The following is a 25,809-nucleotide window of genomic DNA, read 5'->3' as shown; positions in this document are numbered from 1 at the left end:
AGGAGTCAATCGGAGTCGATACCGCATGTAAACCCCCGGGGGCAATGAAAAAGTGTGGGAATCCCCACGTCCGGGGGTGCTCGAATTCGGGTCCGCGGCTGTGTGCACAATAGGCCGCGACATGGGCGACATCGCAGTCGTCCCAGGCGGGTCGCCTTCTCGGGCTACGGCGTTCTTGAGGTTCGTTCGGGTCCCCGGGTGGCGTTTTGCCGCACCGAGCCCCCACCTCAGAGAGGAACTCCACCTCCGATGGAGTACACCGAGCTGTCCGCGTACGACGTACCCCCGGGCGAGGTGACCGCGTGGATCCCCACCGCGGCGCCGGCCTCCTGGGTCGACGACGACCGCCGACTGTCCCACAACCACGAACTGCACCTGGACACCGCCGAGGCGGGCTCGTGGATCGGCTCGATCATGCGGCTGTCCGGTCCGCTCGACCACGACGCGCTCGGCCTCGCGCTCCGCGCCTGGATCGGACGTCACGAAGCGCTGCGCGGGACCGTCGAGGAGACCGCGGCCGGACGGCGGCGGCGCGTCGTCGCTCCCGCGGACGTGTCCGTGACGACCACCGTCCTCGGCCGGTTCGACGCCGAGGACGCTCGTGGCTGCGTCTCCGACTTCCTCGCCGACCACATCGACCCGTCGGCCTGGCCCTACGTCGTCTTCGCGACGGTGGCCGACGCCGACGGCTTCACCCTCGTCTTCGGTGCCGACCACGGGGTCATGGACGCCTACTCCCAGCTCCTCTGGTTCGAGGAGATCGCCTCCCTCTACGAGCGGGCGCTGGCCGGCGAGCCGTTCTCCGACCTGGCCGCGGCCACCACCGGCAGCCACCTCGACCACTCCGCCGCCGAGCGGGTCACCGGCGACGAGATGTCGCTCGACAGCGAGTCGGTGCGGGTCTGGCGCGACTGGCTGACCGGTCCTGACGGCCGGCTCCGCTTCGCCGACTTCCCGGTCACGGGCATCACCGACGTACCCGCCTCGGCGTCGCCGCTGCCGCAGGCGAGCCTGTCGCAGTGGCTCGGCGACCCCCACCAGGCCCGGGTCCTGGGTGAGCTGTGCAAGAGCGCCGGGGTCTCGTTCCAGGCCGGGATGATGGGCGCGATGGCGTACGTCCTGCGTGCCCAGCACGGCGTCGAGCGGATGCGCTTCGTGGCGCCGATGCACACCCGCTACACCGCCGAGCACGCTGCCGCCGTCGGGTGGTACGTCGGGCTCGTCCCGGTCACCCTCGACATCAGCGGGGCTTCGACGCTGCCCGAGGTCGCCGTCCGCGTCCAGGCGGCGCTCGCCGAGACGAAGCCGCTGGTGCCGCAGCCGTTCGCGCGGGTCGCGGACCTGCTCGGTGTCACCGACGCCCCTCATTTCGTGGTCACCTTCGTCGACACCCGCTTCATCGCCGGCGCCGAGCGCTGGAACTCCTGGGACGCCCGTACGCTGCGGGCCCCCGTCCGCGCCGACGACGAGGTCTACCTGTGGCTGGTGCGCGACCGGGACGGTCTCAACGTCTCCACGCGCTACCCGGAGACGGTGGCCGCGGAGCGGGTCGTGCGCGACCTGATCGGCGGGATGACCGACCTCTTCGACGAGATCGCCCGGCCCGAGACCGCCTCGCTCGAGGGGACGGCATGAGGATCGGGGCGCTCGCCGAATTGGCGCCGGCGCCCGGCCGGGTGGTCGTGCTGCGCCCGACGGCCGCGTGCCAGGCGGCGGCCGATGCGGCGCCGGTCTCGCCGGGAGCGCCGTCTTTCCTGCAGGCCGACCACCTCGACGCCTACCGCGCCAAGGTCGCCGCCGGTGGCGTGCACCGGGCCTGGACCGGCACGGCAGGTGAGTTCGCCGGCACCTTCTCGGCATCGGCCTACGCCGAGGCGCTGACGTCGTTCGTGCGACGCCACGAGGGGTTGCGGACCTGGTTCGATCTCTCGGGCTCGGCTCCGGTGCGGCACCTCGTGCCCTCGGAGGCGATCGCCTTCGAGGCCGTCGAGGTCGAGGCGCCGGCCGACTGGACCGATGGCTGGGAGGACCTCCTCGTCAGTCTCTGGGACGAGCAGTGCCGCCCCGACTCGTGGGCTCCGTTCCTCCTCGGCGCGATCGTGCGCGAGGACGGCTTCACCTACTTCTGGGGCTGCGACCACGCCTTCACCGACGGCGCCTCGCAGCTGATGGTCCCGGCCGAGCTCGGGACGGCCTATTCCGCCGCGCTCGGGACCGAGATCGAGCCGCTGCCCGAGGCCGGCAGCTTCGTGACGTACGCCGCCGCCGAGCGACAGCTCGCCGCTGGCACTGACCCAGAGGCGCCCGCGGTGCGCGAGTGGGTCGACATCGTCTCGCGCCACGGCGGACGGCTCCCGCGGTTCCCGGTCTCCCTGGGCTTGGCACCCGGGGAGACGGCCCCGGTCCGGATCCGGCGATGGACCGCCCTCGAGGACGAGGCCGTGTCAGCGCTCGAGTCGTTGTGCCGCGAGGCCGGAGGACGGTTCACCAGCGGCGTCTTCGCCCTCCTGGCCCACGCCGAGCAGCGGCTGACCGGCAGCTCCGACTACCTGGGCATCACCGTCCTCGGGACCCGGTCGAGCGAGACCGCGATGTCTCACGGCTGGTTCTGCAACTTCGCCCCGGTCTCCATGCCCCTTCGACAAGCTCAGGACACCGCGCTGGGGGAGAGCTTCGCCGAGACCGTGCTCGCGGCGGAGAAGGCGTTCGGGACCGCCCGCGAGCTGGCCCGCACCCCGGTCCATGTGCCGCTGGGCGTCATGGTCGCCGGCGGCGTGCTCCCGCCGACCGAGCTGGCCAGCCCGCAGATGGTCTCCTACCTGGACGTACGCAAGTTCCCCGGCGCCGGCACGGTGCCGTTCGACACCGGGCTGCACTTCACCGGCGAGGGGCGTACTGCCAACGCCAGCCTGTGGGTCAACCGTTTCGCCGACCGGTTCGAGCTGGCGACGCAGAGTCCCGACACCGAGGAGGGTGGCCGGGCAGTGGCGACCTTCTTCGAGGCGGTCCACGACGTGCTCGCCGAGCTCGGCCTTCCCGTGCGTCCGGTGGACGCTGATCGGATCATCGGGACCGGACATGCTGGTCACGACCGCTGACCTGTGGGAGCCGCGGCCGGGCACGCTGCTGCGCTGGGACGTCTCCGCCCCTGCCCACGGTGCGCCCGCCGAGCTCTCGCTCAACCAGCGCAACCACCTGGCTGGTGCGATGGCCGGCGCGCCGACCGTGTGGCTGGCCGCGGCCTTCGACGTCGACGGCCCGGTCGAGCCGGTCGCGCTCTCGCGCACCTGGCGTGCCTTCCTCGCCCGCCACGGCAGCCTCCAGTTCGAGGTCGCCGTCGGTGCGGACGGTCCGCAAGCGCGCCGACACCACCCCGGCACCCTGACCTGGTCGGTCACCACCGTCTGCCACACCAGCACCGTCGAGGAGACGCGCGCTGTGCTGCACGCCGCCCTCGACGAGCGGTGCGTGCCGTTCGGCTACCCCGCGTTCCTGCCCGCAGCCGTCTCCCGGCCTGACCGCTCCACGATCGTGCTCGGCATGGACCACCTGCACTGCGACGCCCACTCGGTGGCGGTCGCGGTCGAGGAGCTCGCGGAGCTCTACGCCGCCTTCGCCGACCGCGGCGAGGAGTCCGCGCTCCCCGCGGTGGTCTCGTTCCTCGACGCAGTCTCGCAGGGCACCGACGGCCCCGCCCGGGTAGCAGCCGACGACCCGCTGCTCCGCGGCTGGGGCGAGTTCCTCGCCGGCCGCGGCCACCGGCTGCCGACCTTCCCGCTGCCGCTCGGCCTCGAGCCGGGGGAGCGGGCCGACCAGGCGACCGCGGTGGCGTCCCTCGCCGACGCCGACCTGATGGACCGCGTCAGCGCCCGCGCCCGCAACAGCGGCGCCTCGACGTACGCCGCGGTGCTGGCCGCCCTCGCCACCGCGATCTCCGACCTCGGTGGCGGCGAGCGCCTGGACACGATGGCCCCGGTCTCCACCCGCTCCGCGGAGCAGCTGACCCGCTCGATCGGCTGGTACACCACCACCGTCCCCCTCACCGTCCCCGCCTCGCTCACCGACCTGGGTCTGGCCGAGGCGGGCGACGCGGTCCGTCATGGCGTACGCCTGGGGTCGGTGCCGCTCGACCAGGTCCTCGGCTCGCTCACCGAGCCCCTGGTGCAGACCCGCAGCGACGTCTTCGTCGTCTCCTGGGTCGACTACCGCCACCTCCCCGGCGGCTCCTCCCACCTGGACCGCGACGCCCACCACATCTCCGCCTCCACCGAGGCCGACGACGTCCAGATCTGGTTCTCCCGCACCCACACCGGTCTCGCTGTCCGCGTCCGCTACCCCGACACAGAGATCGCGTCGAAGTCGGTCAGCCAGCTCTTGGACCGGCTCGAACACGCTCTCGCCGACCTCGCAACATCCGCCGAGTCGGCGCGAACTGACGAGATGCATCGCCGAGTCGGCTCGTCATGACGGGCCGACTCGGCGGGGACCTCGGTCTGGACGAGCCGACTCAGTGCGAGTAGAGCTGCCGGATGACGTCCTCGATGGCGGGCTCGTGGATGGACAGGTCGGCGACGTCGTACGCAGCCGCGACCTGTGCCACCAGCGGAGCCGCGGAGGCGTCGGCCGGGAAGGAGAGCCACTGGCGCGGGCCCTCGACCTTGACGACCTGAGCGCCCTCGATGGCGATCGCGGGCGCCTCGTCGACGAGGTCGACGACGAGGGTGCGGGAGGCGCCGCCGTTGATGCGCAGCGACGACAGCGGGCCGTCGAAGACGGCGGTGCCGCGGTCGATCACGATGACCCGGTCGCACAGCGCCTCGATGTCCTGCAGGTCGTGGGTGGTGAGCATCAGGGTGGTCCGGCGCTCGTGGTTGAGGGCTCGCAGGAACTCGCGCAGCCGCCCCTTGGAGACGACGTCGAGACCGATCGTCGGCTCGTCCAGATAGAGGATCTCGGGGTCGTGGAGAAGGGCGGCGGCGATGTCGCCGCGCATCCGCTGGCCGAGGCTCAGCTGCCGGACCGGGGTGTCCATCAGGTCGCCGAGGTCGAGCAGCGCGACGTGGTCCTCCAGGTTGCGGCGGAAGGTCCGGTCGGGGATCCGGTAGATCCGGCGCAGCAGCTCGAAGGAGTCGCGCAGCGGCAGGTCCCACCACAGCGACGTACGCTGCCCGAAGACCACCCCGATCCGCCGGGCCAGCTCCCGGCGCTGGCGGGCGGGCTCGAGGCCGGCGACGAGCGCTGAGCCGCCGGACGGCACCAGGATGCCGGTGAGCATCTTGATCGTGGTCGACTTTCCCGCGCCGTTGGGGCCGATGTAGCCGACCATCTCGCCGGCGTCGATCTCGAAGGAGAGGTCGTGGACGGCGTGCTTCACCACCGACTCCCGTCTGAGGACGCCGGCACGCCTGCGGATGGTGAACTCGCGGGACAGGTCCCGCACCTCGATCAGCGGCAACGAGATCAGCTCCCTGTGGATCGGTAGCGGCGGAGCCCCTGGCGCCAGACCAGTGCGGTGACGCCGACCAGCGCGAGCGCGGCCAGGGGCGAGGCGAAACGGAACCAGTCCGGTGCGCCGTACGGGTCGGTGCGGCCGAGCAGGAACAGGCACGGGTACCAGTTCACGAACGCCAGCGGCAGCAGGTAGGTGAGCGACCGGACGACCTCGCGCGGGAAGATCGTCATCGGGTACTGCATGATCGTGTTGCCGCCGTAGGTGAAGGCGTTGGCGAACTCCGAGGCGTCGGTCGTCCAGAACTGCACCGTCGAGAAGGTCACGAACACGCAGAAGTAGATGACCACGCCCGAGACGAGCGCCACCACGAGCACCAGCAGCCGTTGCGGGGTCCACTCCACGATCGGCGCCGCCCATGCGAACACGGCGACACCCTGGGCGATCTGGCCGAGGCGGCGCAGCTCGAACCGGTCGGCGCACAGCTGCACCAGCACCGGGACGGGCTTGGTCATCATCGCGTCCAGGTCGCCGCTGCGTACCTTCTGGCCGATCTTCTCCACGCTCCCGACCAGCATGTCGGCGACGCGGAACGCGATCGAGGTGACGCCGTAGAGCAGGGCGATCTCGCGCAGGCTGAAGCCGCCATAGCTGTCGAGGTGGCTGAACATCAGCCAGATCGACACGAAGTCGAGGAAGGTGATCAGCACCCCGCCGACCGTCATCGTCCAGAACGAGACCGGGTAGGCCATCGAGGCCCGGATCCAGAGCGCCGCGATGAGCCAGTAGGCGCGCACCGCATCAACCACCCTGCACCACCACCTTGCGGGTCGCGGCGCGCAGCACGAGCGCGCACATCCCCAGCAGCACGACCGCCCACAGCACCTGCAGGCCGATCGCGGCGAGCAGGTCTGGCCCGGCGTGGCGGCCGAGCCAGATGTCGGCCGGGGTCTGGATGTAGGACGCGAACGGCAGCGCGAGCGCGACCTGGCGCAGCCCGTCGGGGAAGAGGGTGAGCGGCAGCGTCAGCCCGCTGAAGAACGTGGCCAGCACGCTCAGCAGCACCCGCGGCCCGGTTGCGTCCAGGAGCCAGAACGCGCTGGCTGCGAAGAGGAACCGGACGGCGAAGCTCACCACGACCGCGAGGACGACGCTGACCAGGAATCCCACGGCACCGGCAGCGGAGGGCAGGACCAGCCCGAAGAGCAGGGCGCCGACAATCGTCGGCGCGACGCCCCGGGTGGCGAAGTGGTAGAGCCCGCGGCCGAGGTCGGCGGCGAGGTACCAGCCGAGGACGCTGACGGGACGGTAGAGGTCGACGGCGATGTCGCCGTTGCGGATCCGCTCGGCGAGGTCGTCGGTGGCGCCGCCGCTCCACAGCGCGATGGTCATCAGCAGCGCCTGCCCGATCCAGACGAACGTGATCGCCTGGTCGGCCTGGTAGCCGCCGGCCGACGGGTTCTGCTCCCACAGCGCCAGGTAGGCGAAGCTGAGGATGATCCCGAAGACCGAGTTGGTGAAGATCCCGGCGAGCGTCGCGGCGGTGTAGGTGGAGTAGCGACGGAAGGATCTGGTCGCGATCGCGGCGTACAGACTGAACTGATGCAACGCCCCGGACACCTGACGTACGTTGGCACAACAAGGGCTGCGTACGCCAAGGGGTTTCCTGGAATAACGTTGATGCAGCAACTGTTTGCCGAGTAGTTCGGATTTCAACTACCGTGGCCGACAACCAGATCGGGCCACGAAAGGGGCAGGGAACCATGGGTATGCAGTTCGGCATCTTCACGGTCGGCGACGTGACGACGGACCCGACGACCGGAAAGACCCCGACGGAGCACGAGCGGATCAAGGCGACCGTCGAGATCGCCAAGCACGCCGAGGAGGTGGGCCTGGACGTCTTCGCGACCGGTGAGCACCACAACCCGCCGTTCATCGCCTCCAACCCCACCGCCACGCTGGCCTACATCGGCGCCCAGACCGAGAACATCATCCTGAGCACCGCGACCACCCTGATCACCACCACCGACCCGGTGCTGATCGCGGAGGACTACGCGAAGATCCAGCACCTCACCGACGGCCGCGTCGACCTGATGATGGGCCGCGGCAACACCGGCCCGGTCTACCCCTGGTTCGGCAAGGACATCCGCCAGGGCATCAACCTGGCGATCGAGAACTACGCCCTGCTGCGCCGGCTGTGGAGCGAGGACGTGGTCGACTGGTCCGGCCGGTTCCGTACGCCGCTGCAGGGCTACACCTCGACGCCGCGGCCGCTCGACGGCGTCGCGCCGTTCGTCTGGCACGGCTCGATCCGCTCGCCGGAGATCGCCGAACAGGCTGCGTACTATGGCGACGGCTTCTTCCACAACCACATCTTCTGGCCGGCTTCTCACACCAAGCAGATGGTGCAGCTCTACCGGCAGCGCTTCGAGCACTATGGTCACGGCACCGCCGACCAGGCGATCGTCGGGCTGGGTGGGCAGTTCTTCATGCGGCCCAACTCCCAGGATGCGATCAACGAGTTCCGGCCCTACTTCGACAACGCCCCGGTCTACGGCCACGGCCCCTCGCTCGAGGACTTCAGCGAGGCCACGCCGCTGACCGTCGGCTCGCCGCAGCAGGTCATCGAGCGGACCCTCTCGTTCCGTGAGTACGTCGGCGACTACCAGCGCCAGCTCTTCCTGCTCGACCACGCCGGGCTGCCGCTGAAGACGGTGCTGGAGCAGCTCGACCTCTACGGCGAGATCCTGCCGACCCTGCGCGCGGAGTTCGAGAAGCTGCGCAAGCCGGGTGTCCCGGACGCCCCGACCCACGCCTCCCTGGTGGAGAAGGCCGGCGGCGCCAAGGACTCGACCGTCTACGCCGAGGGAGACTCCGCCACCGGCTCGTCCGACCGCGACCTGAACGACCCGGAGGTCGCCAAGGTCCTCGAGGGGGAGCTGTGACCCGGATCGTCGTCGTCTCGGCCGGACTCTCCAACCCGTCCTCGACCAAGCTCCTCGCCGACATGCTCGGCGACGCGACGGCCCGGGCCGTGCAGGCCCGGGGCGCCGAGGTCGAGATCGGGCACGTCGAGCTGCGCGAGCTGGCCCACGAGCTGACCGACAACCTGCTCACCGGCTTCGCCAAGCCCGCGCTGCAGGCGGCCATCGACCAGGTACGCCGCGCCGACGGCGTCATCGCGGTCACGCCGGTCTTCTCGGCGTCCTACTCGGGCCTGTTCAAGACGTTCTTCGACGTGCTCGAGCAGGGAGTGCTCGACGCGAAGCCGGTGCTGATCGCCGCGACCGCCGGCACCGCCCGGCACTCGCTGGTGCTCGAGCACGCGCTGCGTCCGCTCTTCGCCTACCTGCACGCGGTCGTCGTCCCGACCGGGGTCTTCGCCGCCACCGACGACTTCGCCGGCGGCCCGGAGCTCCCCAAGCGGGTCGACCGTGCCGCCACGGAGCTCGCCGCGCTGCTGGCCGTGGGCGGCGGAGCGCCCTCGGCTCCGGTGCCGCACCGCACGCTGGTGGAGGACGAGTTCGCCAACCCGACCTCGTTCGAGACGCTGCTCAAGCGGGCCTCCGAGGGGCCGCCGGAGTTCTGATCCCGGGCCCGTTCCTTCGGCAGCCGATGCGAACACGGGCCAGGAATCCCGGGGGTTTGCGGTGGAGTGCGACAGAATGCGTGTCGACCGCTACCCCCAACACCGAGCGGAGCAGTTGTGCCCAGCTATGAGCCGAGCGTCGTCGTTGCCGACGCGTCGCCTCTACTTCGTGCTGGACTCACGGCGCTGCTCGCGCGCGGCGGCTACCAGGTGGTCGCCGACGCGGGCGACGGCGAGACGCTCATCCAGGCGGCGACCGACACGCTGCCGACGCTGGTCGTCACCGACGCCCGGCTGAGCACCGGACACGCCGACGACGGCATCTCTGCCGCCCGGCGGCTGCACGAGAAGGTGCCGGAGATGGGCATCGTCGTCCTGTCGGACTCGGTCGACACGGCGTACGCCGCCTCGGTCTTCGCCAGCACCGGCACCGGCGGCCTCGGCTTCCTGCGCAAGGCGCGCGTACGCACCGTCCCGCACTTCCTCGACGTCGTCGGCCGGGTCGCGTCGGGCGAGGTCGTGGTCGACCCCGAGGTCATCTTCCGGATGGTCGCGGCGTCGCCCGACGCCGACGCGGATGCGATGGCCCGGCTGACGATGCGCCAGAGCGAGGTGCTCGGGCTGATCCAGGCCGGGTTCCCCGACCGCGCGATCATCAGCCGCCTGTTCAGCGGCCGGCGGCAGTTCGAGCGATGCCTGAGCGAGATGTTCCTCGCGTTCGGCCTGTCCGGCGACGTCGAGCACCGGCGTACGCCGACGATGCTCACCCACCTCGCCTCCAGCTGAGGACGGGTCCCGGGATGATCCCGGGACCCCATCGTCTCAGTGCTGGTAGGTGCCGACGAGGACGGCGCGGGCCAGCGCCTTGAAGGCGAGGTTGAACGAGACCACGGCCGGGGTGACCTCGTCGTTGACTCCCAGGGTCTCCTCGCCGACGGCGTGGACCACGAAGTAGTAGCGGTGGACCTGGTCACCGGCCGGGGGAGCGGCGCCGCCGAACTCCTTGGTGCCGTAGTCGGTCGCGACGTGGAACGCCTTGCCGGGCAGCTCGGCGTCGCCGGCCCCGGCGCCGGCCGGGAGCTCGGTGACGTCGGCCGGGACGTCGACCAGGGCCCAGTGCCAGAAGCCGCTGGGGGTGGGTGCGTCGGGGTCGAAGCAGGTGATGACGTACGACTTGGTGCCCTCCGGCGCGCCGCTCCAGCTGAGCTGCGGGGAGGTGTTGCCGCCGTCGTAGACCTGGTCCTGCTTCAGCGGCTGGCCGTCGGTCACGTCCTGGCTGGTCAGCGTGAAGGAGGGCAGGGCGGGCATGAGCGAGTAGGGGTCCGGCTTCACCGGGCGATCGAGAGACATGACCCCCAACGTAGTCCGCGAATCGACCCGTTGTCAGGGGGCGACGCGGTGTTGGGCGAGGATGTACCCATGAGTTCTGAGCATGCCGTTCCCTATCCCGCTGGCCTCATCCTGGAGGGGCGGAGGGTGGTCGTCGTGGGTGGTGGCCGAGTGGCGCAGCGGCGAGTGCCCGCGCTGATCGCCGCGGGTGCGCTGGTCGAGGTCGTCTCGCCGTCGTTGACCCCCGCTCTGGAGGGTCTGCTCGGCTCCGGCGAGATCACCTGGCGCTCGGAGCGTTTCACCGCGGAGGTGCTCGACGGAGCCTGGTACGTCATCGCCGCGACCCAGAACGTGGACGTCAACGAGGAGGTCTCGGCCGCCGCCGAGGAACGACGGATCTTCTGCGTACGCTCCGACGACGGCACGCAGGCCACCGCGTGGACCCCGGCGACCGGCCACGACGGCGACCTGACCGTCGCGGTGCTCGCCAACCGTGACCCGCGGCGCTCCGCGGGCGTACGCGACCGGATCCTCGACGGCCTGCGCTCCGGTGACCTGATCGCGCCGCACGAGCGGCAGCGGGTGCCCGGAGTGACCCTGGTCGGTGGCGGTCCGGGCGACCCAGGGCTGATCTCCGTGGCCGGCCGCAAAGCGCTGATGGAGGCCGACATCGTCGTCGCCGACCGCCTGGCCCCGCGCGAGCTGCTCTCCGAGCTCCCCGCCGACGTCGAGCTCGTCGACGTCGCCAAGCTTCCCCGCGGCCGCTCGGCCCAGCAGGAGGAGATCAACCGGATCATCGTCGAGGCGGCGAAGGAGGGGAAGGCCGTCGCCCGCTTCAAGGGCGGTGACAACTTCATCTTCGGCCGTGGTTTCGAGGAGGTGCTGGCGTGCCGTGAGGCCGGCGTGCCGGTCCACGTCATCCCCGGCCTGACCTCCCCGGTGACGGTCCCCGGCGTCGCCGGCATCCCCGTCACTCACCGCGGCGTCGCCCACGAGTTCACCGTCATCTCCGGCCACGTCCCGCCGGGCGACCCGACCTCGCTGACCAACTGGTCCGCCGTCGCCCAGCTCGGCGGCACCCTGGTGCTCCTCATGGCCGTCCAGAACGCCCCCGCGATCGCGACCGCCCTGATGGACGGCGGACGCGCCGGCTCGACCCCCGTCGCCGTCATCTGCGACGGCACGATGCCCACGGAACGTACGGTCCTGGCCACCCTCGAGACCCTCGAGAAGACCCTCGCCGACCAGAACGTCCAGCCTCCCGCGATCATCGTCGTCGGCGAGGTCGTCCGCGTCGCCCACCCCGACTCCTTCGAGGCACCGGCCGACCCTCGCTGACGGGACATCTCCCCACTCGAATGAAGCTTCCCCACGCGCCGGAGCGTGGGGAAGCTGCCGCCAGGTGGGGAGATGTACGGATGTGTGGGGGAGTCCGGTCCGCACCTACGCTGGAGCCCTCATGGCTGACCTGATCGAGATCTCCGACCCCGCCGACCCGCGGCTCGCCGACTACCGTGACCTGCGCGACGTGGAGCTGCGGAAGTCGCTGGAGTCCTCGGAGGGGCTGTTCCTGGCCGAGGGGGAGAAGGTCGTACGCCGCGCCGTGACCGCCGGGTTCGAGCCGCGCTCGTTCCTGATGGCGCCGAAGTGGGTCGACGGGCTCGCCGACGTGCTCGAGTCGACGGACGTACCCTGCTACGTGATGAGCGAGCGGGACGCCGAGAAGGTGACCGGCTTCCACGTCCACCGCGGGGCGCTGGCGTCGATCAGGCGCCGTCCGCTGCCGTCGGTCGAGTCGGTCCTGGCGGGGGCCCGATCGGTCCTCGTGCTGGAGGACATCGTCGACCACACCAACGTCGGCGCGATCTTCCGGTCGGGTGCCGCGCTGGGCTTCGATGCCGTGCTGCTCGCTCCGCGGTGCGCCGACCCGCTCTACCGGCGCTCGATCAAGGTCGCGATGGGCGCGGTCTTCGCGCTGCCGTGGACCCGCCTGCCGGACTGGTACGAAGCTCTCCCGACCGTCTCCGCCGCCGGCTTCACCACCGTCGCCCTGACCCTCGCCGACGACGCCGTCGACATCGAGAAGGCCGTCGAGGGTGTCGACAAGGTCGCCCTCGTCCTCGGCTCCGAGGGACACGGCCTCTCCCCGCGCTGGCAGCAGGCCGCCGACCGCCGCGCCATCATCCCGATGTCCGCCGGCATCGACTCCCTCAACGTGGCCGCCGCCACCGCCGTCGCCTGCTACGTCACCGCCCGCCGATAGCGCCGAGGCGTCACTTACGTCGGCCGAGCCGGCACCGATGTGCCGATTCGGCCGACGGGGGCGACTTCTCGGTGGCAGGGGCGAGGAGATCTCGTCAGTGTCCGCAGGCGAACGACGTCGTGGGTCGGTGTCGACCGGACAGTTGTGGCTGCGCCGACGGTGCGGCACTGGTGCCAAGGACAGGTCTGCGGTGCCGGTCACCGGCACGAATTCAAAGAAGCTTCACAGACGTCGGAGCTTGATCTAACCTCTTATTGTCAGATCGACAAAAAGAAGGTGATGCTTGTTGCCGGAGAAGAAGCCACGGCCGCGGCCGCCCGTACTGGTGGCGGTTGATCTAGTGATCCTCACGCTGCGCGGATCGAGTTTCCAGGTGCTGTTGATCGAACGCGGAAACGAACCGTTCAGAGGATCTCGAGCGCTTCCGGGCGGGTTTCTCAAGCGCGTTGACGAGGACGTCTATGACGCGGCTCTGCGTGAGCTCCAGGAAGAGACCGACCTAGACGGAGCCGGGCTGCACATCGAGCAGCTTGGCTTCTACGGCAAGCCAGATCGCGACCCGCGGGGACGTGTCGTGTCGATGGTCTACCTGGCCATCGCACCTGGTCTGCCCGAGCCCGTCGCTGGGACCGACGCGACGGCAGCTGCGTGGACGTCGATCGACGAGGTCCTCTCCGGTCGGGTGCCGCTCGCCTTCGATCATCGAGAGATCCTCGACGATGCCATCGAAAGGGCGCGTACGAAGCTCGAGCACACCGCGCTGGCCACGGCCTTCTGTGCGCCGACCTTCACGATCGCCGAGCTTCAGCGCGTCTATGAAGCGGTATGGGGCGTCGAGCTCGATCCACGCAACTTCTATCGCAAGGTCCAAGGCGTGCCCGGCTTCATCGTGTCGGCAGGCGCCGAGCGCCGTGTCACCAAGGGCCGACCTGCGCGCCTGTTCCACGCTGGTCAAGCCACCGTGCTGCATCCGCCGATCACGCGTCCAGAAACCAACAGGTGACACCAAGCCACCCAACACCAGATCGAATCACACCAAGGAGACACCATGACTGAGCCACGGGTAGCCGTCGTGCTGACCGCCCTGGATATCGAATACAAAGCCGTGCGAGAGCACCTCGCCGACCTCGAGACGGAGCGTCTGGAGTCGGGCACCCGCTATGAGATTGGCACCGTACGCGGAACGAACTGTCGTGTTGTGATCGGACAGACGGGGGCCGGCAACAAAGCGGCCGCGATCCTGGCCGAGCGTGCCATCAGCAACTACAAGCCGGTGGCACTGCTCTTCTCGGGTGTTGGCGGTGCATTGCGGGACTCGATCCAACCGGGGGATGTGGTCGTCGGGTCGAAGATTTACGCTTACCAGAGCGCCGCCGGAGAAGATGACGGGCTTAAAGCCAGACCCGAGTCCTGGAAGCTGGGTCACCGGGTCAGCGAGGCCGTGCGGGAAACGATCCGGCAGGGCGAGTGGGCCAAGCGACTTGCCGCAGGGTCCAGGGTCCCCTCGGTCAAGTGCGGTCCCGTCGCAGCAGGTGAGGTCGTGCAGAAGTCACGTATCTCCTACGAGGCACGATGGGTCAAACAGCACTACAACGACGCCGCAGCAATCGAGATGGAAGGGGCTGGTATCGCGGAGGCGGGTCATCTCAATGATCTCCCGGTCGCCGTCGTTCGTGGCATCAGCGACCGCGCGGACGGTGACAAGACGGTCTCCAACGACGATCACTGGCAGCCCCTTGCCGCCGGTTACGCGGCGGCGTTCGCGATCGAGCTCGCTGTGCAGCTGATCGAGGGTGATCCCGACAAAGCCAGCAACGTGGGCCGCAGGTCGAACCTGTCTGAGGACGTCGCTGGTCATGAACGTTTCGGTGGCCGTGGCAACACGTTCAACTTCAACTCGAACTCCAACTCTGGCACCGTCGGAATGCAGGCCACCACTATCTCCGGTGGAACCGTTAACGTGTCGACGCCTGGCGGCGGAGGTGGCGGTGCCGACACCGACGCTCTCCTCGCCGAACTGAGAACGCTGCTCGAGCATCACCACCAGGCGGGTGATGTCGATGGCGACACCTACGAGGCGGCGCACCGCCAACTCGAGGCTGCGGAGTCGATGGCGGCTCAGGACGGCCAGGGCAGTCGGTCCAAGATGCTGCTGCCACTCAAGATGTTCAGCGCTGCCGTCTCCGATGTGACGGCAATTGCCGCCAAGGCCGCAGAGGCGGTCAACCACGTCAAAGGGTTGCTGTGAACGGGAATGAGCCTGGAGAGGCCTGGTTTCGAGCGACGCAGAACAACGCTGAGCCCGGCAGCTATGTGGAGAACCAGGCGCAGGAGATCATCCAGAACAACTACTTCTCCTCGGACAGCGACGACACGGCTCAACGGCAATTCGAGATCGGCAAGCGATACCTCGGCGCGGGCTCCCCGCGGGAGGCCGAGGCGCTGATCAGAAAGGCGATCCTCCGCGGTTATGAACCCGCGGAGGCACACTTCCACTGGGTCTTGGCAATGTTCAGCAAACGCTCATTTCGTGACCTCGGGTCCAGCGAGCGCGACCGACTGGAGAAGGCGCCTGCGACATGGCCGTTCTATCCGGAGGAGGATCGTTACGCTCGAGCCCTGGAGGCTCTGGGTATGTTGATCCACCATCTGCTCGGCGACTCGGAGGTCGATACGCGCGAGATCGAGGAGAAGATCTTAGCGCTCGATCCCGACTTGTATGACAAGATCACCCGTCACCTTGACGAGGTTCTCGGAGGTGTGGCTCAGCAGCGGCTCTGGGACCGAACGCTCGAGCGCGCGCAGGACGCTCGGTTTGCGAATGATCGGAAAGGCCGGGCGCGCTACTACTTCGAGCCGATTCCGGCCAAGCCACGCAAGGGTGCGCCTCTCCCGGGGTATGGCGCCCCAGGGAGCAATCCGGCAGAGGTAACCGGTATCGGAGTGTTCATCTGTGCGTCGCTGGCTCTGTGCTGGCTCACCCTGGTGAGCGGAAGCGTCATCGCGATCGTTGCCCTTGCGGTGCTCCTCCTCGCTAGCGCGGCTGTTGGCCGGGATGCGTTCCAGTGGCGCTATCGCACAGATCGGGCGACTCTCGACGAGGAGCGCCAGGAGGGTACGGGACTCTCCGATGAATCTTCAGGTGATGACAAGGGCTTCGTCGGGAAGCTGCGGACCTCGGTCAGGTTCTACTTCGCCAAATATCGGCCCGTAGAGCTGTCCGTGGATGAGTGGCTGGGTTCGACGGCCGGGATCAGGAAAGCCCTCTGTGCGGAACTCGCGGAGACCTACCGAGAACAGCGAACGCCTGTCGACAGAATCAACTGGTTGTTGCGGTATCACGCCATCGAGGCCAAGAAGAGCTTCGACGCCGGCACGTTCCACGCGTATGGCGTTGCTCATCGGGTGGAATGGCGAGTGGCACTACGGTTTGTCGGCTTCCTCGCCGCTGCTGTTTGCGCCGGGGTCATGCTCTTTCGCGCCAGCACGCTGGGAGCCCAACTCGTGCTCGTGGTGTCTGCGGTGACCGGCAGCGTCGCGGTCGCAGTCGGCTATCGCCTCTATCGCGCATGGCGAAGTTCGCAGGACGATGACTATGAGGCGGAGGCGCTCAAGGAACGGCGAATGCAGGAGTTCGACCGCTGGTCCCAGAAGGTGAGGGACCGGTTTCCGAGCGAGCGTGAGATGGAGACCTGGCTGCTCAGCGACATTACGGTACTGATCGGAAAGGTGCTCCGTGAAGGGAACTGGAAACGCTCCGACATCATCTCTCACGCCGTGCTTCGGCAGCCGGGGAAGGGCTGGTCGCGTCGATGTGTGAGCGGTGGTCCGTGGCGTTATTCGAAGTACCAGCTCCGAATCTATCTGGTCACGGTCGACGGATTGCGGGAAGTGACTGCCGACCTCGACTTCAAGACCGGCAACTTCGGGGAGGAGTCTCGCGAGAACTTCCAGCTCGACAACATCACCTCGGTCAAAGTCACCGAGGAGGTTGGTGGCGGTCGCGTGCTCGCGGTGATGCTCAACAACGGCGATCCCAGGATCGTTCGAGTCACCGAAGGTGCGGCGCCTCCCAAACGCAGTGAGGGAGGGACGCCCGAGGGACCCTTCGGGGAAGACGAGTTCGCCGAGGCGGAGGAGCCGGATCCCGAAGTACTCAAGAGCGTCAAGCTCAACCTTGATGCCACGGGGTTCGACCATGCCCTCCGCATGCTCGAGGGCATCGGGGCCGACGGGAAGGGGTGGATCGAGCGCCACGCCCGAGCCTAGCGCCGTCGAAGTGTCGCGGACGCTGATCGAGTGGTCACGCGAGTGACCACTCGATCAGCCTTGCTGACGCCTCGGCCGACGGGGGTGACTTCTCGGCTAGATCTGCCACCAGACGGTCGTGTCGCCGGGGAGGTCGGCGGAGCCGTCGGTGACGGGCACGGGGCCCGAGGAGGAGAGGCGTACGTCACCCGGTGCTGCGATGCGTACGGGCTCCTTGGTGGTGTTGACGGTGCACGCGAAACCGGAGCGCTCGAACCAGAGGACCCCGGCGGGGGCTTCGTCGTGCCACGTGACCGCGTCGCCGGCGCCGAGGCCGGAGGTCTCGCGACGGATCTTCAGCGCCGAGCGGTAGAGCTCGAGGGTCGAGCCCTCGACGCCGGTCTGGGCCTCGACGCTGAGCTCGCCCCACGAGTCGGGCTGCGGGAGCCAGGAGCCACCGTCACCGAAGCCGTAGGACGAACCGGTTCGGGTCCACGGCAGCGGGACACGGCAGCCGTCGCGGAAGCCGTCCTGGCCGTTGGCGCGGTGGAAGGACGGGTCCTGGCGGACCTCGTCGGGCAGGTCGGTGACGTCGGGAAGCCCGAGCTCCTCGCCCTGGTAGACGTACGCCGATCCAGGGAGCGCGAGCATGAGCAGCGTCGCCGCGCGAGCCCGGCGGAGCCCGAGCGCGCGGTCACCAGGCGTGCGGATCTGGGTCCCCGACCCCGGAGGGTTGGCGAACCGGGTGGCGTGCCGGGTGACGTCGTGGTTGGACAGCACCCAGGTCGCCGGGGCTCCGACCGGACGCATCGCGTCCAGGGAGCTGTCGATGACCTTGCGCAGCGCGGCGGCGTCCCAGGCGGTGTCGAGGTACTCGAAGTTGAAGGCCTGGTGCAGCTCGTCGGGGCGTACGTAGTTGGCCGACCGTGCCACGGTCGGCGTCCACGCCTCGGCGACGAAGATCCGGCCGGGATAGTCCGCCAGCACCCGACGCCAGGTGCGGTAGATCTCGTGGACGCCGTCCTGGTCGAAGAAGGGCATCACGTCGTTGCCGAGCAGGTGGAGCTGGTCCGAGTGCCCGATGGAGGGTAGGCCCTCGGCCTTGACCAGGCCGTGGGCGACGTCGATCCGGAAGCCGTCGATGCCGAGGTCCAGCCAGAACCGCAGGATGTCCAGGAACTCCGCAGCCACCTCGGGCGAGTTCCAGTTGAAGTCGGGCTGCTCGGGCGCGAAGAGGTGCAGGTACCACTCGCCGTCGGGCACCCGGGTCCACGCCGGGCCACCGAAGATCGAGTCCCAGTCATTCGGCGGCTCCGAGCCGTCCGGCCCGCGGCCGGGCAGGAAGTGGTAGCGGGACCGCATCGGCGACCCGGGACCCTCCGCCAGTGCCTGCTGGAACCACTCGTGCTGGTCGGAGGAGTGGTTGGGGACGATGTCGGCGATGATCTTCAGCCCGATCTCGTGCGCCGAGGAGATCAGAGCGCGAGCGTCGTCCAGCGTGCCGTAGCGCGGGTCGACCGCCCGGTAGTCGGAGACGTCGTAGCCCCCGTCGGCCTGCGGCGAGGCGTAGAACGGGCTCAGCCAGACGGCGTCGACCCCGAGCGCGCGGAGGTAGGGGAGCCGTGACCGAATCCCGGGAAGGTCGCCGGTGCCGTCGCCGTCGCTGTCGGCGAAGCTGCGCGGGTAGACCTGGTAGATGACGGCGTCACGCCACCATTCGGAGTTCATGAGAGAGACCAGAACCTTTCAGCCCTTGACGCCGCCGGCGGTCAGACCGGTGACGACGTGTCGTTGGACGAGGTAGAAGAAGATGGTGACCGGGATGGCGATGAGGACCGCGGTGGCGGCCATCAGGTTCCACTGGGCGTCGTGCTCGCTGATGAAGCTCTGCAGGCCGACCGCGAAGGTGTACTTCGAGTCGTCGAGCAGGAACGTCGAGGCGAACGCGACCTCGGCGAAGGCGGTGATGAAGGCGTAGAACGCGGCCACCGCGAGACCCGGCCGGGCCAGCGGCAGGATGAGCCGCCAGAACGTACCGAACGGGGTGAGCCCGTCGATCATGCCGGCCTCGTCGAGCTCGACCGGGATCGTGTCGAAGTAGCCCTTCAGCAGCCACGAGCAGTAGGGGACGATCGTGGTGCAGTTGACCAGGATCAGGCCGAGGTGGGAGTCGACCAGGCGCAGCTGGGAGAAGATCTCGTACATCGGCACGATCAGCACCGCGATCGGGAACGCCTGCGTCAGCAGCAGCACCCACATCAGCGACCGGTGGCCGGGGAACCGCATCCGGGAGACGGCGTAGCCGGTCGTCGCCGCCGACATCACCCCGAACAGGGTCGTCCCGCCGGCGACCACCAGTGTCGACCACAGCCAGTTGAAGAACTCGGTGTTGGTCAGCACGAACGAGTAGTTGTCCAGCGTCGCCTTCGCGAAGATGCCGCCGGGGTGGAGGTAGTCGTCCTTGTCGGGTCCCAGGGACAGGTAGACGAGCCAGACGATCGGGAACAGTGCGATCAGCGACGCCACCGCGAGCGTCACGTGGGTGCCCGCCTGGCCGACCGGGCCGAGGTCGCCGCGGCGGCGCTGCTTGCGGGGCGCGTGGGTGCTAGGCGAGCTGGTCATTGCGTTTCAACCACCGGTAGTAGAAGGACGTGAAGACGATCAGGATCGCGAGCAGCAGGACGCCGTACGCCGCGGACATCGCGAAGTCGCGAGGCTGCTGCCCGAAGCCGAGCCGGTAGGCCCAGGTGACCAGGATCTGCGCGTCCGGCGCGGTGTTGCCGAAGAGCAGGAAGATGATCGCGAACTGGTTGAAGGTCCAGATCACCCCGAGCAGGACGACGGTCGAGCTCACCGAGGACAGCCCCGGAAGGGTGACGTGCCGGAACCGCTGCCAGGCGCTGGCGCCGTCGATCTCGGCGGCCTCGTAGAGGTTCTCGTCGATCGACTGCAGCCCGCCCAGCAGGGAGAGCATCATGAACGGGACCCCGCACCAGGTGTTGACCATGATCGCGGCCGTACGCTGCCAGGTCGGGTCCTCCAGCCAGCTCGGCGAGGCGAGACCGATGGTGTCGAGCATCGAGTTGATGACGCCCGCGTCGGCCAGCATGATCCGCCAGGCGAAGACGGTGACGAACGTCGGCACCGCCCAGGGCAGGATCAGCAGCAGGCGGTAAGCCACCCGCCCCCGCAGTCGCTGGTTGAGGAGCATCGCCAGCCCGAGGCCGATCACGTAGTGCAGGACGACACAGGTGACGGTCCAGACGATGGTCCACACGAAGTGGGACCAGAACCGGTCGTACGCCGCCGGGCCCCACAGGATCTCGGCGTAGTTGTCCAGACCGATGAACTTGTACGTCGCATCGATCGTGTTGACGCCGATGGTGCGTGCCGAGTTGAGGCTGTTGGCGTCGGTCAGGGTCAGGTAGAAGCCGCGTGCGAGCGGGTAGCCGACCAGGACGCCGAGGACGATCACGACGGGCGCGACCATCGCGTAGGCGTACCAGTAGCGCCGGTAGGTGTCTCGCATGCGCTGGACGGGGCGGGGCGCCCGCCGCCGGGACCGCGGGGTCTCGGCGGCGGGCGCTGGTGCTGTCAGAGTCATCGGATGACGCGGTCTTCCCAGGTCACTTGCTGAACTCGGGCAGCAGGTCGGCGAAGGCCGTCTCCAGCGTGGCCAGGCCCTTGTCGAGGCTCTCGGCGCCGGAGGCGATCTTCGGGAGCTCCTGGTCCATCGGACCCCACAGCGAGGAGTACTCGGGCAGCTCGGGTCGCGGCTGGGCGGCGGGGAGCACCGTCTGGAAGCCGGCGATGCCCGGGTCGGCCTTGACCTTGTCGGTGTAGGCGTCGTCGCGGGTCGGGAGCGTGGAGTTCTTCAGCGCGATCTGCTCCTGGCTCTCCGCGGAGGTCATGAACTTCACGAACTTCGCTGAGGCCTCCTGGTGCGCCTCGTCGGAGCCGGCGTAGATCGACAGGTTGTGACCGCCGGTCGGGGCGCCCGCCTCGCCGGTCGAGCCGGCCGGGACGGTCGTGATGCCGAGGTTGGCCTTGTCCTTGAAGGCCGAGCCCTTGTAGAAGTTCGTGATCTCCCACGGACCCTGGATGATCGCGGCGACCTTGCCGTTGACGAACGCGTCCTGGATGTGGGCGTACGCGTCGGCGGTGGTGTCGGCCTTGTGCAGGCCCTTGCCGTCGAAGAGGCCCTGCCAGGTGGTCATGGCCTTCTTCGTCTCGGGGGTGGTGATCGTGATCTTCTTCCCCTCGGCGTCGACCATGTTGGTGCCCTCGCCGTAGAGGAACGGGGTGGCGTAGTAGCCCGAGGTCGATCCCCAGTAGCCGTCGACGCCGGTCTTGTCCTTGATCGTCGCGGCGGCGGTCTTCAGGTCGTCCCAGGTCGCCGGCGGCTCGGTGATGCCGGCCTTCTCGAAGAGCGCCTTGTTGTAGACCAGCGCGAGGGTGTCGGTGACGAACGGCACGCCGTAGGTCTTGCCGTCGAACTCGGCCTGCTTGATCAGGTTCGGCTGGAAGGCGTCCTTCTCCTCCAGAGCCTCGGTGTCGTCGAGGGGAGCCAGGTAGCCCTTCTGTGCGAACGCGGGGGTCCAGCCGACCTCGGCACGGAGCACGTCGGGGGCACCGCTGGCGCCGGCCGCGGTGTCGAACTTGTTCTGTGCCTGGTCGAAGGGCACGTTGACGTACTTGACCTTGATGTCCGGGTTGTCCTTCTCGAACTCCTTGACGAGGGCCTTGTACGTCGGGGCCTCATTGGTCGCGTTCGAGGTGTCCCACCAGGTGATGGTGACCGGGCCGTCGATGCTGTCGCCGCTGCTACCGCCACATGCCGTTGCCGCGAGTGCGAGCGATGCCGCCACTGCGGTGGCCACGATGCCACGTCGCATGAGTTCTCCTTCGAATATGGGGCCCGGGCGAGGAAGCCGCCCGGTGGTGTGACGAAGGTAACCCCGCGTCGGGGCAGAATGTAAGAGCCTTTCAGCAAAAATTGCAAACTTGCTGAAAGTTCTTGCAGGGCCTGTGGGGAGAGGGCATGATGTGACGGTGCCCATAACACCAGCCTCCGCCCGACTAGCTGACATCGCGGCCCATGCGGGCGTCAGCGAGGCGACGGTCAGTCGCGTCCTCAACGGCAAGCCGGGGGTGGCTGCGGCGACGCGCGAGGCGGTGCTGGCGGCGATCGACGTCCATGGCTACGAGCGTCCGGTGAAGCTGCGCCAGCGCAGCGAGGGACTGGTCGGGCTGATCACGCCTGAGCTCGACAACCCGATCTTCCCAGCGCTCGCGCAGGTGATCGCACAGGGCCTGACCCGGCAGGGCTACACGCCCGTGCTCGCCACCCAGACACCCGGCGGCTCCACCGAGGACGAGCTCACCGAGATGCTGGTCGACCGCGGCGTCACCGGGATCATCTTCGTCTCCGGTCTGCACGCGGACACCACCGCCGACATGACCCGCTACGAGAAGCTCCGCGCCCAGGGCGTGCCGTACGTCCTCCTCGACGGGTTCAGCCCCGACATCAAGGCGCCGTTCATCTCGCCCGACGACCGCGAGGCGATGCAGCTGGCGGTCACCCACCTCGCCACGCTGGGGCACTCGAAGATCGGCCTGGCCGTCGGGCCCCGCCGCTTCGTCCCGGTCCAGCGCAAGATCGAGGGCTTCGTGGCGACCATGGTCGACCGCTTCGGCCTGAGCGCCGCTGAGGTGGAGAAGGGCCACATCCGCGACTCGCTGTTCACCCTCGAGGGCGGCCAGGCGGCGGCCTCGGCGCTCCTCGACGAGGGCTTCACCGCGATCGTCTGTGCCAGCGACATGATGGCGCTGGGCGCCATCCGCGCCGCCCGCTCGCGTGGGCTGCAGGTGCCCGAGGACGTCTCCATCGTCGGCTACGACGACTCCCAGCTCATCGCCTTCACCGACCCGCCGCTGACCACCGTCCGCAAGCCGGTCCAGGCGATGGGCCAGGCCGCCGTGCGGGCGATCCTCGACGAGATCGCCGGCACCGGCACCCCTCACTCGGAGTTCGTCTTCCACCCCGAGCTCGTCGTCCGCGGCTCCACCGCGTCGGGCCCGCGCGTCAACCCCTGACCTGCCGCTGACCGCCGACGCGCGGCTGGCAGGATGGGCGCGTGACGATTGTGGCTGCTGCTGACGGTTCGGCGCTCGGAAACCCAGGGCCCGCGGGCTGGGGTTGGTATGTGGACGAGTCCACCTGGGCGTGCGGCGGTTGGCCCCACGGGACCAACAACCAGGGCGAGCTGACCGCCGTCCTCGACCTGCTGCAGCAGACGGCGCACACCGGCGAGCCCCTGCTCATCTACTGCGACTCGAAGTACGTCATCAACTCGATCACCAAGTGGATGGTCGGCTGGAAGCGCAAGGGCTGGAAGAAGGCCGACGGCAAGCCGGTCCTCAACGTCGAGATCATGAAGGAGCTCGACGCGGCGATGCAGGGCCGCGACGTACGGTTCGAGTGGATCAAGGGCCACTCCGGCCACCCGCTCAACGAGGCCGCCGACCGGCTCGCGAACGGCGCCGCGCTGGCTTTCCAGGCCGGACGTGTGCCTGACCCCGGGCCGGGGTTCGCGGGTGCCGCCCCGGTCGCTGCCGCTGTCGCCGCTCCGGCCCTGATCCCGGCTCCCGAGACCGAGCCGGACGATCTGCTCGGCCTGCTGACCGCTGAGCCGGCGGTGGCCGGGGAGCCTGCGGCGTACTCCTTCTCGGCGGAGCAGAGCCGGATCGATCCCGACTGGGTGCACCGCATGCTGCGGCGGTCCTACTGGGCGGGAGACCGGACCCGAGAGGTGCAGGACGCGGCCAACAAGGGGTCGCGCTGCTACGGCGTCTACGACGCTGCCGGCAACCAGGTCGCCTTCGCCCGCGTGGTCAGCGACTTCGCGGCCTTCGCCTGGCTGTGCGACGTGATCGTCGACCCGGGCGTACGCGGCCAGGGGATCGGCAAGATGCTGATCGAGGGCGTCCTCGGCGACCTCGAGCCCTACCGGATCAGCCGGACCCTGCTGGCCACCGAGGACGCCCACGAGCTCTACGCGAAGTACGGCTGGGAGCCGCTGCCCGCGCCCGAGCGCTGGATGATCCGCAACCTCTAGGAGGTGGCTTCCGTGGTCGAGGGGACCACCGGGGCGAGGTCGCGGCGGCGGCCGATGCTGACGACACCCCAGGCGACCAGCGTGAAGGACACGGCGATGCCGGCGACGTAGAAGGCGACGACGAGGTAGCCGTCCTGGACGTGCGGGTTGAGGAACGGATAGGGATACCACCAGCCCTCCCCGGTGAGCGGGGCGACGACGTGCTCGCCGCGCAGCAGCGTGTAGACCACCCACAGGATCGGCCACGCGATGACGACCGCGATCGTGCGCCACGGCAGCCGGCGCCGTGGGGGAGCGAAGAGCAGGTCGACGATCAGGAAGACCGGCCCGATGAGGTGCAGCACCTCGTTGGCCCACGGCGTCGTGGCGAGCGCGATCCCGCGCAGCAGCAGGTTGTAGACGACCCCGGTGATGGTCATGAACGTCGTGGCCGCGGCGAGCAGCACGGCGATCCAGACCGGCTCCGGACCGGTCCGGGTCAGCGCCCAGACCGCGCCGGCCGCGAGCGCGACCACGGCGAAGAGATTCGACTCGATCGTGAAGTAGCTGAAGAAGTTCACCAGGACCGTCGCCGTGCTGGAGCCTTCGGCAGGCACCGTACGCAGGGCGTTGCGGAACTCGGCCACGATCGCCGCGAGGATGAGCGCGGCCATCGCCAGGCGCAGGATCGACCAGGTCTTCGTCACGAACTCACCGTAAAGCCGCGACGCGCCGATGGTGGCGGGAATTCGAGCTGAACCCCGTCGTGCCCCGTGCTAGCTTCGTCCCGATCGTGATCCGACGCCAGGAGGTGAGACCCGTGTACGCAACGTCATCAGCGGGCGCTCCCCGCCACCCACGATCGCGCGGCTGAGCCGGACACCGGGCCGAGCCATCGGGAGCGCCTGCGGAACCTTCCGAGAGGCGACTCCCATGAACACCACACCACGCATCCCCACCGGCCGCGAGCGCGCACTGGTCCTCGGCGGCGGCGGATCGGCCGGCAACGCCTGGCTGATCGGCGTCGTCGCCGGTCTGCACGAGGGCGGCCTGGACGTGACCGAGGCCGATCTGGTCGTCGGCACCTCCGCCGGCGCGACCGCCGCCGCACAGCTCGGCGGCGCGAGCCCGGCCGACCTGCTCGCCGCCATCCTCGAGGCGCCGACGCCCTCGTCGTCGGCGGGTCGGCGGGGACCCGGTCCCATCACCTCGACCCACCTCGAACGGACCAACGCCATCATCGCGGCATCGGCGGACCTGGCCGACATGCGGCGCCGGGCTGGGGCGTACGCGATCGAGCTGGCCACGGCGTCGGGTCCCGCCGGGCAGCAGCAGTGGCGGGAGACCGTCGCCGCCCGGCTGCCGAGCGCGCGCTGGCCGGAGCGAACGGTCCTCCTCACCACGGTCGACGCCGACACCGGCGAGCCCGTCGAGCTCGACCGGGACAGCGGCGTCGACCTGGTCGACGCGGTCGCCGCCAGCTGCGCCGGCGGCCCGGCGTACGTCATCGGCGACCGCCGCTACATCGACGGCGGCTACCGCCGCTCGAGCGAGAACGCTGACCTGGCGGCGGGGTGCGGGCGGGTGCTCGTGCTCTCGCCCCTGGGCGGGCGGACACGGCACCCGGCCGCGTGGCGCAGCGAGCTCGCCGCGCAGGTCGACGAGCTCCGCGACGGCGGCAGCGTCGTCGAGACCGTCCTCCCCGACGAAGCCTCGCTGGAGGCGTTCGGCGGCAACATGATGAGCCCGTCGACCCGGCCGCCCGCGGCCAGGGCCGGTCGTCGCCAGGGTCTGCGTGCTGCTGAGAAGATCGCAGAGTTCTGGAGCCGATGAG

General features: G+C 69.2%; 23 protein-coding genes. 14 read left to right on the top strand and 9 right to left on the bottom strand.

What is annotated here, in order from left to right; all coding sequences use genetic code 11:
• The first annotated feature begins 249 nt into the window (after positions 1-249).
• The 3 genes from G5C66_RS10955 to G5C66_RS10945 are packed head-to-tail and all read left to right on the top strand — an operon-like array spanning position 250 to position 4,467.
• Positions 250-1,635 carry a condensation domain-containing protein gene (locus tag G5C66_RS10955; RefSeq protein ID WP_165110999.1) on the top strand — a complete coding sequence of 462 codons (1,386 nt, stop codon included), beginning with the start codon at positions 250-252 and terminating at the stop codon, positions 1,633-1,635.
• Entirely contained in the window at positions 1,632-3,098 is a 1,467-nt protein-coding gene (locus tag G5C66_RS10950; protein WP_165110998.1) for a condensation domain-containing protein, read from the top strand. Before G5C66_RS10955 ends, G5C66_RS10950 begins: the two co-directional genes overlap by 4 nt.
• Complete coding sequence (locus G5C66_RS10945; RefSeq protein WP_165110997.1) at positions 3,079-4,467, top strand: condensation domain-containing protein; 1,389 nt, start codon at positions 3,079-3,081, stop codon at positions 4,465-4,467. The genes G5C66_RS10950 and G5C66_RS10945 overlap by 20 nt, the downstream gene beginning before the upstream one ends.
• A gap of 40 nt (positions 4,468-4,507) precedes the next feature.
• Here the strand turns inward: G5C66_RS10945 and G5C66_RS10940 are convergent, their stop codons facing one another.
• Genes G5C66_RS10940 through G5C66_RS10930 form a run of 3 tightly spaced genes read right to left on the bottom strand, consistent with a single transcriptional unit; the run spans position 4,508 to position 7,057 of the window.
• Positions 4,508-5,455, bottom strand: a complete 948-nt coding sequence (locus tag G5C66_RS10940) for an ABC transporter ATP-binding protein (RefSeq protein WP_165110996.1) — start codon at positions 5,453-5,455, stop codon at positions 4,508-4,510.
• Positions 5,456-5,460: 5 nt separating this feature from the next.
• Positions 5,461-6,258, bottom strand: coding sequence for an ABC-2 family transporter protein (locus G5C66_RS10935; protein WP_165110995.1), 798 nt, complete (start codon positions 6,256-6,258; stop codon positions 5,461-5,463).
• Positions 6,251-7,057: an ABC transporter permease gene (locus G5C66_RS10930; protein ID WP_165110994.1), complete on the bottom strand. Its 807-nt coding sequence runs from the start codon at positions 7,055-7,057 to the stop codon at positions 6,251-6,253. Before G5C66_RS10930 ends, G5C66_RS10935 begins: the two co-directional genes overlap by 8 nt.
• 161 nt (positions 7,058-7,218) lie before the next feature.
• Here G5C66_RS10930 and G5C66_RS10925 point away from each other — a divergent pair, with 161 nt between their 5' ends.
• From G5C66_RS10925 to G5C66_RS10915, 3 genes are all read left to right on the top strand, one after another.
• Positions 7,219-8,394: an LLM class flavin-dependent oxidoreductase gene (locus G5C66_RS10925; protein ID WP_165111162.1), complete on the top strand. Its 1,176-nt coding sequence runs from the start codon at positions 7,219-7,221 to the stop codon at positions 8,392-8,394.
• A complete protein-coding gene (locus G5C66_RS10920; protein ID WP_165110993.1) occupies positions 8,391-9,038 on the top strand; it encodes a CE1759 family FMN reductase in 648 nt (215 codons plus the stop codon). Before G5C66_RS10925 ends, G5C66_RS10920 begins: the two co-directional genes overlap by 4 nt.
• Positions 9,039-9,155: 117 nt before the next feature.
• Complete coding sequence (locus G5C66_RS10915; protein WP_165110992.1) at positions 9,156-9,824, top strand: response regulator; 669 nt, start codon at positions 9,156-9,158, stop codon at positions 9,822-9,824.
• 36 nt (positions 9,825-9,860) lie between these two features.
• Here G5C66_RS10915 and G5C66_RS10910 read toward each other — a convergent pair whose 3' ends face one another.
• Positions 9,861-10,388, bottom strand: coding sequence for a YbhB/YbcL family Raf kinase inhibitor-like protein (locus G5C66_RS10910; RefSeq protein WP_165110991.1), 528 nt, complete (start codon positions 10,386-10,388; stop codon positions 9,861-9,863).
• Between the two features lie 69 nt (positions 10,389-10,457).
• Here G5C66_RS10910 and cobA point away from each other — a divergent pair, with 69 nt between their 5' ends.
• From cobA to G5C66_RS10885, 5 genes are all read left to right on the top strand, one after another.
• On the top strand, positions 10,458-11,705 hold the full coding sequence (gene cobA, locus G5C66_RS10905; RefSeq protein WP_165110990.1) for a uroporphyrinogen-III C-methyltransferase: 1,248 nt from the start codon (positions 10,458-10,460) through the stop codon (positions 11,703-11,705).
• A 121-nt stretch (positions 11,706-11,826) separates the two neighbouring features.
• On the top strand, positions 11,827-12,630 hold the full coding sequence (locus G5C66_RS10900) for a TrmH family RNA methyltransferase (RefSeq protein ID WP_165110989.1): 804 nt from the start codon (positions 11,827-11,829) through the stop codon (positions 12,628-12,630).
• 286 nt (positions 12,631-12,916) lie between these two features.
• Positions 12,917-13,633: an NUDIX hydrolase gene (locus G5C66_RS10895; protein ID WP_165110988.1), complete on the top strand. Its 717-nt coding sequence runs from the start codon at positions 12,917-12,919 to the stop codon at positions 13,631-13,633.
• A 45-nt stretch (positions 13,634-13,678) separates the two neighbouring features.
• Positions 13,679-14,878, top strand: coding sequence for a 5'-methylthioadenosine/S-adenosylhomocysteine nucleosidase family protein (locus G5C66_RS10890; RefSeq protein ID WP_165110987.1), 1,200 nt, complete (start codon positions 13,679-13,681; stop codon positions 14,876-14,878).
• Positions 14,875-16,899: a hypothetical protein gene (locus G5C66_RS10885; protein WP_165110986.1), complete on the top strand. Its 2,025-nt coding sequence runs from the start codon at positions 14,875-14,877 to the stop codon at positions 16,897-16,899. The genes G5C66_RS10890 and G5C66_RS10885 overlap by 4 nt, the downstream gene beginning before the upstream one ends.
• Positions 16,900-16,995: 96 nt before the next feature.
• Here G5C66_RS10885 and G5C66_RS10880 read toward each other — a convergent pair whose 3' ends face one another.
• From G5C66_RS10880 to G5C66_RS10865, 4 genes are all read right to left on the bottom strand, one after another.
• Complete coding sequence (locus G5C66_RS10880) at positions 16,996-18,606, bottom strand: glycoside hydrolase family 13 protein (RefSeq protein ID WP_165110985.1); 1,611 nt, start codon at positions 18,604-18,606, stop codon at positions 16,996-16,998.
• Positions 18,607-18,624: 18 nt separating this feature from the next.
• Positions 18,625-19,500: a sugar ABC transporter permease gene (locus tag G5C66_RS10875; protein ID WP_165110984.1), complete on the bottom strand. Its 876-nt coding sequence runs from the start codon at positions 19,498-19,500 to the stop codon at positions 18,625-18,627.
• Positions 19,484-20,407, bottom strand: a complete 924-nt coding sequence (locus tag G5C66_RS10870) for a carbohydrate ABC transporter permease (protein ID WP_241248430.1) — start codon at positions 20,405-20,407, stop codon at positions 19,484-19,486. The genes G5C66_RS10875 and G5C66_RS10870 overlap by 17 nt, the downstream gene beginning before the upstream one ends.
• 97 nt (positions 20,408-20,504) lie before the next feature.
• Positions 20,505-21,773, bottom strand: coding sequence for an extracellular solute-binding protein (locus G5C66_RS10865; protein ID WP_165110982.1), 1,269 nt, complete (start codon positions 21,771-21,773; stop codon positions 20,505-20,507).
• A gap of 157 nt (positions 21,774-21,930) precedes the next feature.
• Here G5C66_RS10865 and G5C66_RS10860 point away from each other — a divergent pair, with 157 nt between their 5' ends.
• Both G5C66_RS10860 and G5C66_RS26790 read left to right on the top strand, forming a co-directional pair.
• Complete coding sequence (locus tag G5C66_RS10860) at positions 21,931-22,974, top strand: LacI family DNA-binding transcriptional regulator (protein WP_338144141.1); 1,044 nt, start codon at positions 21,931-21,933, stop codon at positions 22,972-22,974.
• A 41-nt stretch (positions 22,975-23,015) separates the two neighbouring features.
• Entirely contained in the window at positions 23,016-23,996 is a 981-nt protein-coding gene (locus G5C66_RS26790) for a GNAT family N-acetyltransferase (RefSeq protein ID WP_165110981.1), read from the top strand.
• Here G5C66_RS26790 and G5C66_RS10850 read toward each other — a convergent pair.
• Positions 23,993-24,682, bottom strand: coding sequence for a Pr6Pr family membrane protein (locus G5C66_RS10850; protein ID WP_165110980.1), 690 nt, complete (start codon positions 24,680-24,682; stop codon positions 23,993-23,995). The genes G5C66_RS26790 and G5C66_RS10850 overlap by 4 nt on opposite strands.
• 226 nt (positions 24,683-24,908) lie before the next feature.
• Here G5C66_RS10850 and G5C66_RS10845 point away from each other — a divergent pair, with 226 nt between their 5' ends.
• A complete protein-coding gene (locus tag G5C66_RS10845) occupies positions 24,909-25,808 on the top strand; it encodes a patatin-like phospholipase family protein (protein ID WP_165110979.1) in 900 nt (299 codons plus the stop codon).
• The last annotated feature ends 1 nt before the right edge of the window (position 25,809 follow it).

This window comes from Nocardioides turkmenicus (assembly GCF_011045035.1).
Taxonomy (GTDB): Bacteria; Actinomycetota; Actinomycetes; order Propionibacteriales; family Nocardioidaceae; genus Nocardioides; species Nocardioides turkmenicus.
Note: the sequence above shows the minus strand (reverse complement) of the source record. Positions and strands in the feature narration are given on the sequence as shown.

What these genes read in the sequence shown, in the direction of transcription:
- G5C66_RS10875 (WP_165110984.1), bottom strand. Translation starts at nt 19,500, where the DNA reads ATGACCAGCTCGCCTAGCACCCACGCGCCCCGCAAGCAGCGCCGCCGC.
- G5C66_RS10900 (WP_165110989.1), top strand. Translation starts at nt 11,827, where the DNA reads ATGGCTGACCTGATCGAGATCTCCGACCCCGCCGACCCGCGGCTCGCC.
- G5C66_RS10950 (WP_165110998.1), top strand. Translation starts at nt 1,632, where the DNA reads ATGAGGATCGGGGCGCTCGCCGAATTGGCGCCGGCGCCCGGCCGGGTG.
- G5C66_RS10890 (WP_165110987.1), top strand. Translation starts at nt 13,679, where the DNA reads ATGACTGAGCCACGGGTAGCCGTCGTGCTGACCGCCCTGGATATCGAA.
- G5C66_RS10925 (WP_165111162.1), top strand. Translation starts at nt 7,219, where the DNA reads ATGCAGTTCGGCATCTTCACGGTCGGCGACGTGACGACGGACCCGACG.
- G5C66_RS10955 (WP_165110999.1), top strand. Translation starts at nt 250, where the DNA reads ATGGAGTACACCGAGCTGTCCGCGTACGACGTACCCCCGGGCGAGGTG.
- G5C66_RS10945 (WP_165110997.1), top strand. Translation starts at nt 3,079, where the DNA reads ATGCTGGTCACGACCGCTGACCTGTGGGAGCCGCGGCCGGGCACGCTG.
- cobA (WP_165110990.1), top strand. Translation starts at nt 10,458, where the DNA reads ATGAGTTCTGAGCATGCCGTTCCCTATCCCGCTGGCCTCATCCTGGAG.
- G5C66_RS10880 (WP_165110985.1), bottom strand. Translation starts at nt 18,606, where the DNA reads ATGAACTCCGAATGGTGGCGTGACGCCGTCATCTACCAGGTCTACCCG.
- G5C66_RS10865 (WP_165110982.1), bottom strand. Translation starts at nt 21,773, where the DNA reads ATGCGACGTGGCATCGTGGCCACCGCAGTGGCGGCATCGCTCGCACTC.
- G5C66_RS10870 (WP_241248430.1), bottom strand. Translation starts at nt 20,407, where the DNA reads ATGCGAGACACCTACCGGCGCTACTGGTACGCCTACGCGATGGTCGCG.
- G5C66_RS10845 (WP_165110979.1), top strand. Translation starts at nt 24,909, where the DNA reads ATGAACACCACACCACGCATCCCCACCGGCCGCGAGCGCGCACTGGTC.
- G5C66_RS10910 (WP_165110991.1), bottom strand. Translation starts at nt 10,388, where the DNA reads ATGTCTCTCGATCGCCCGGTGAAGCCGGACCCCTACTCGCTCATGCCC.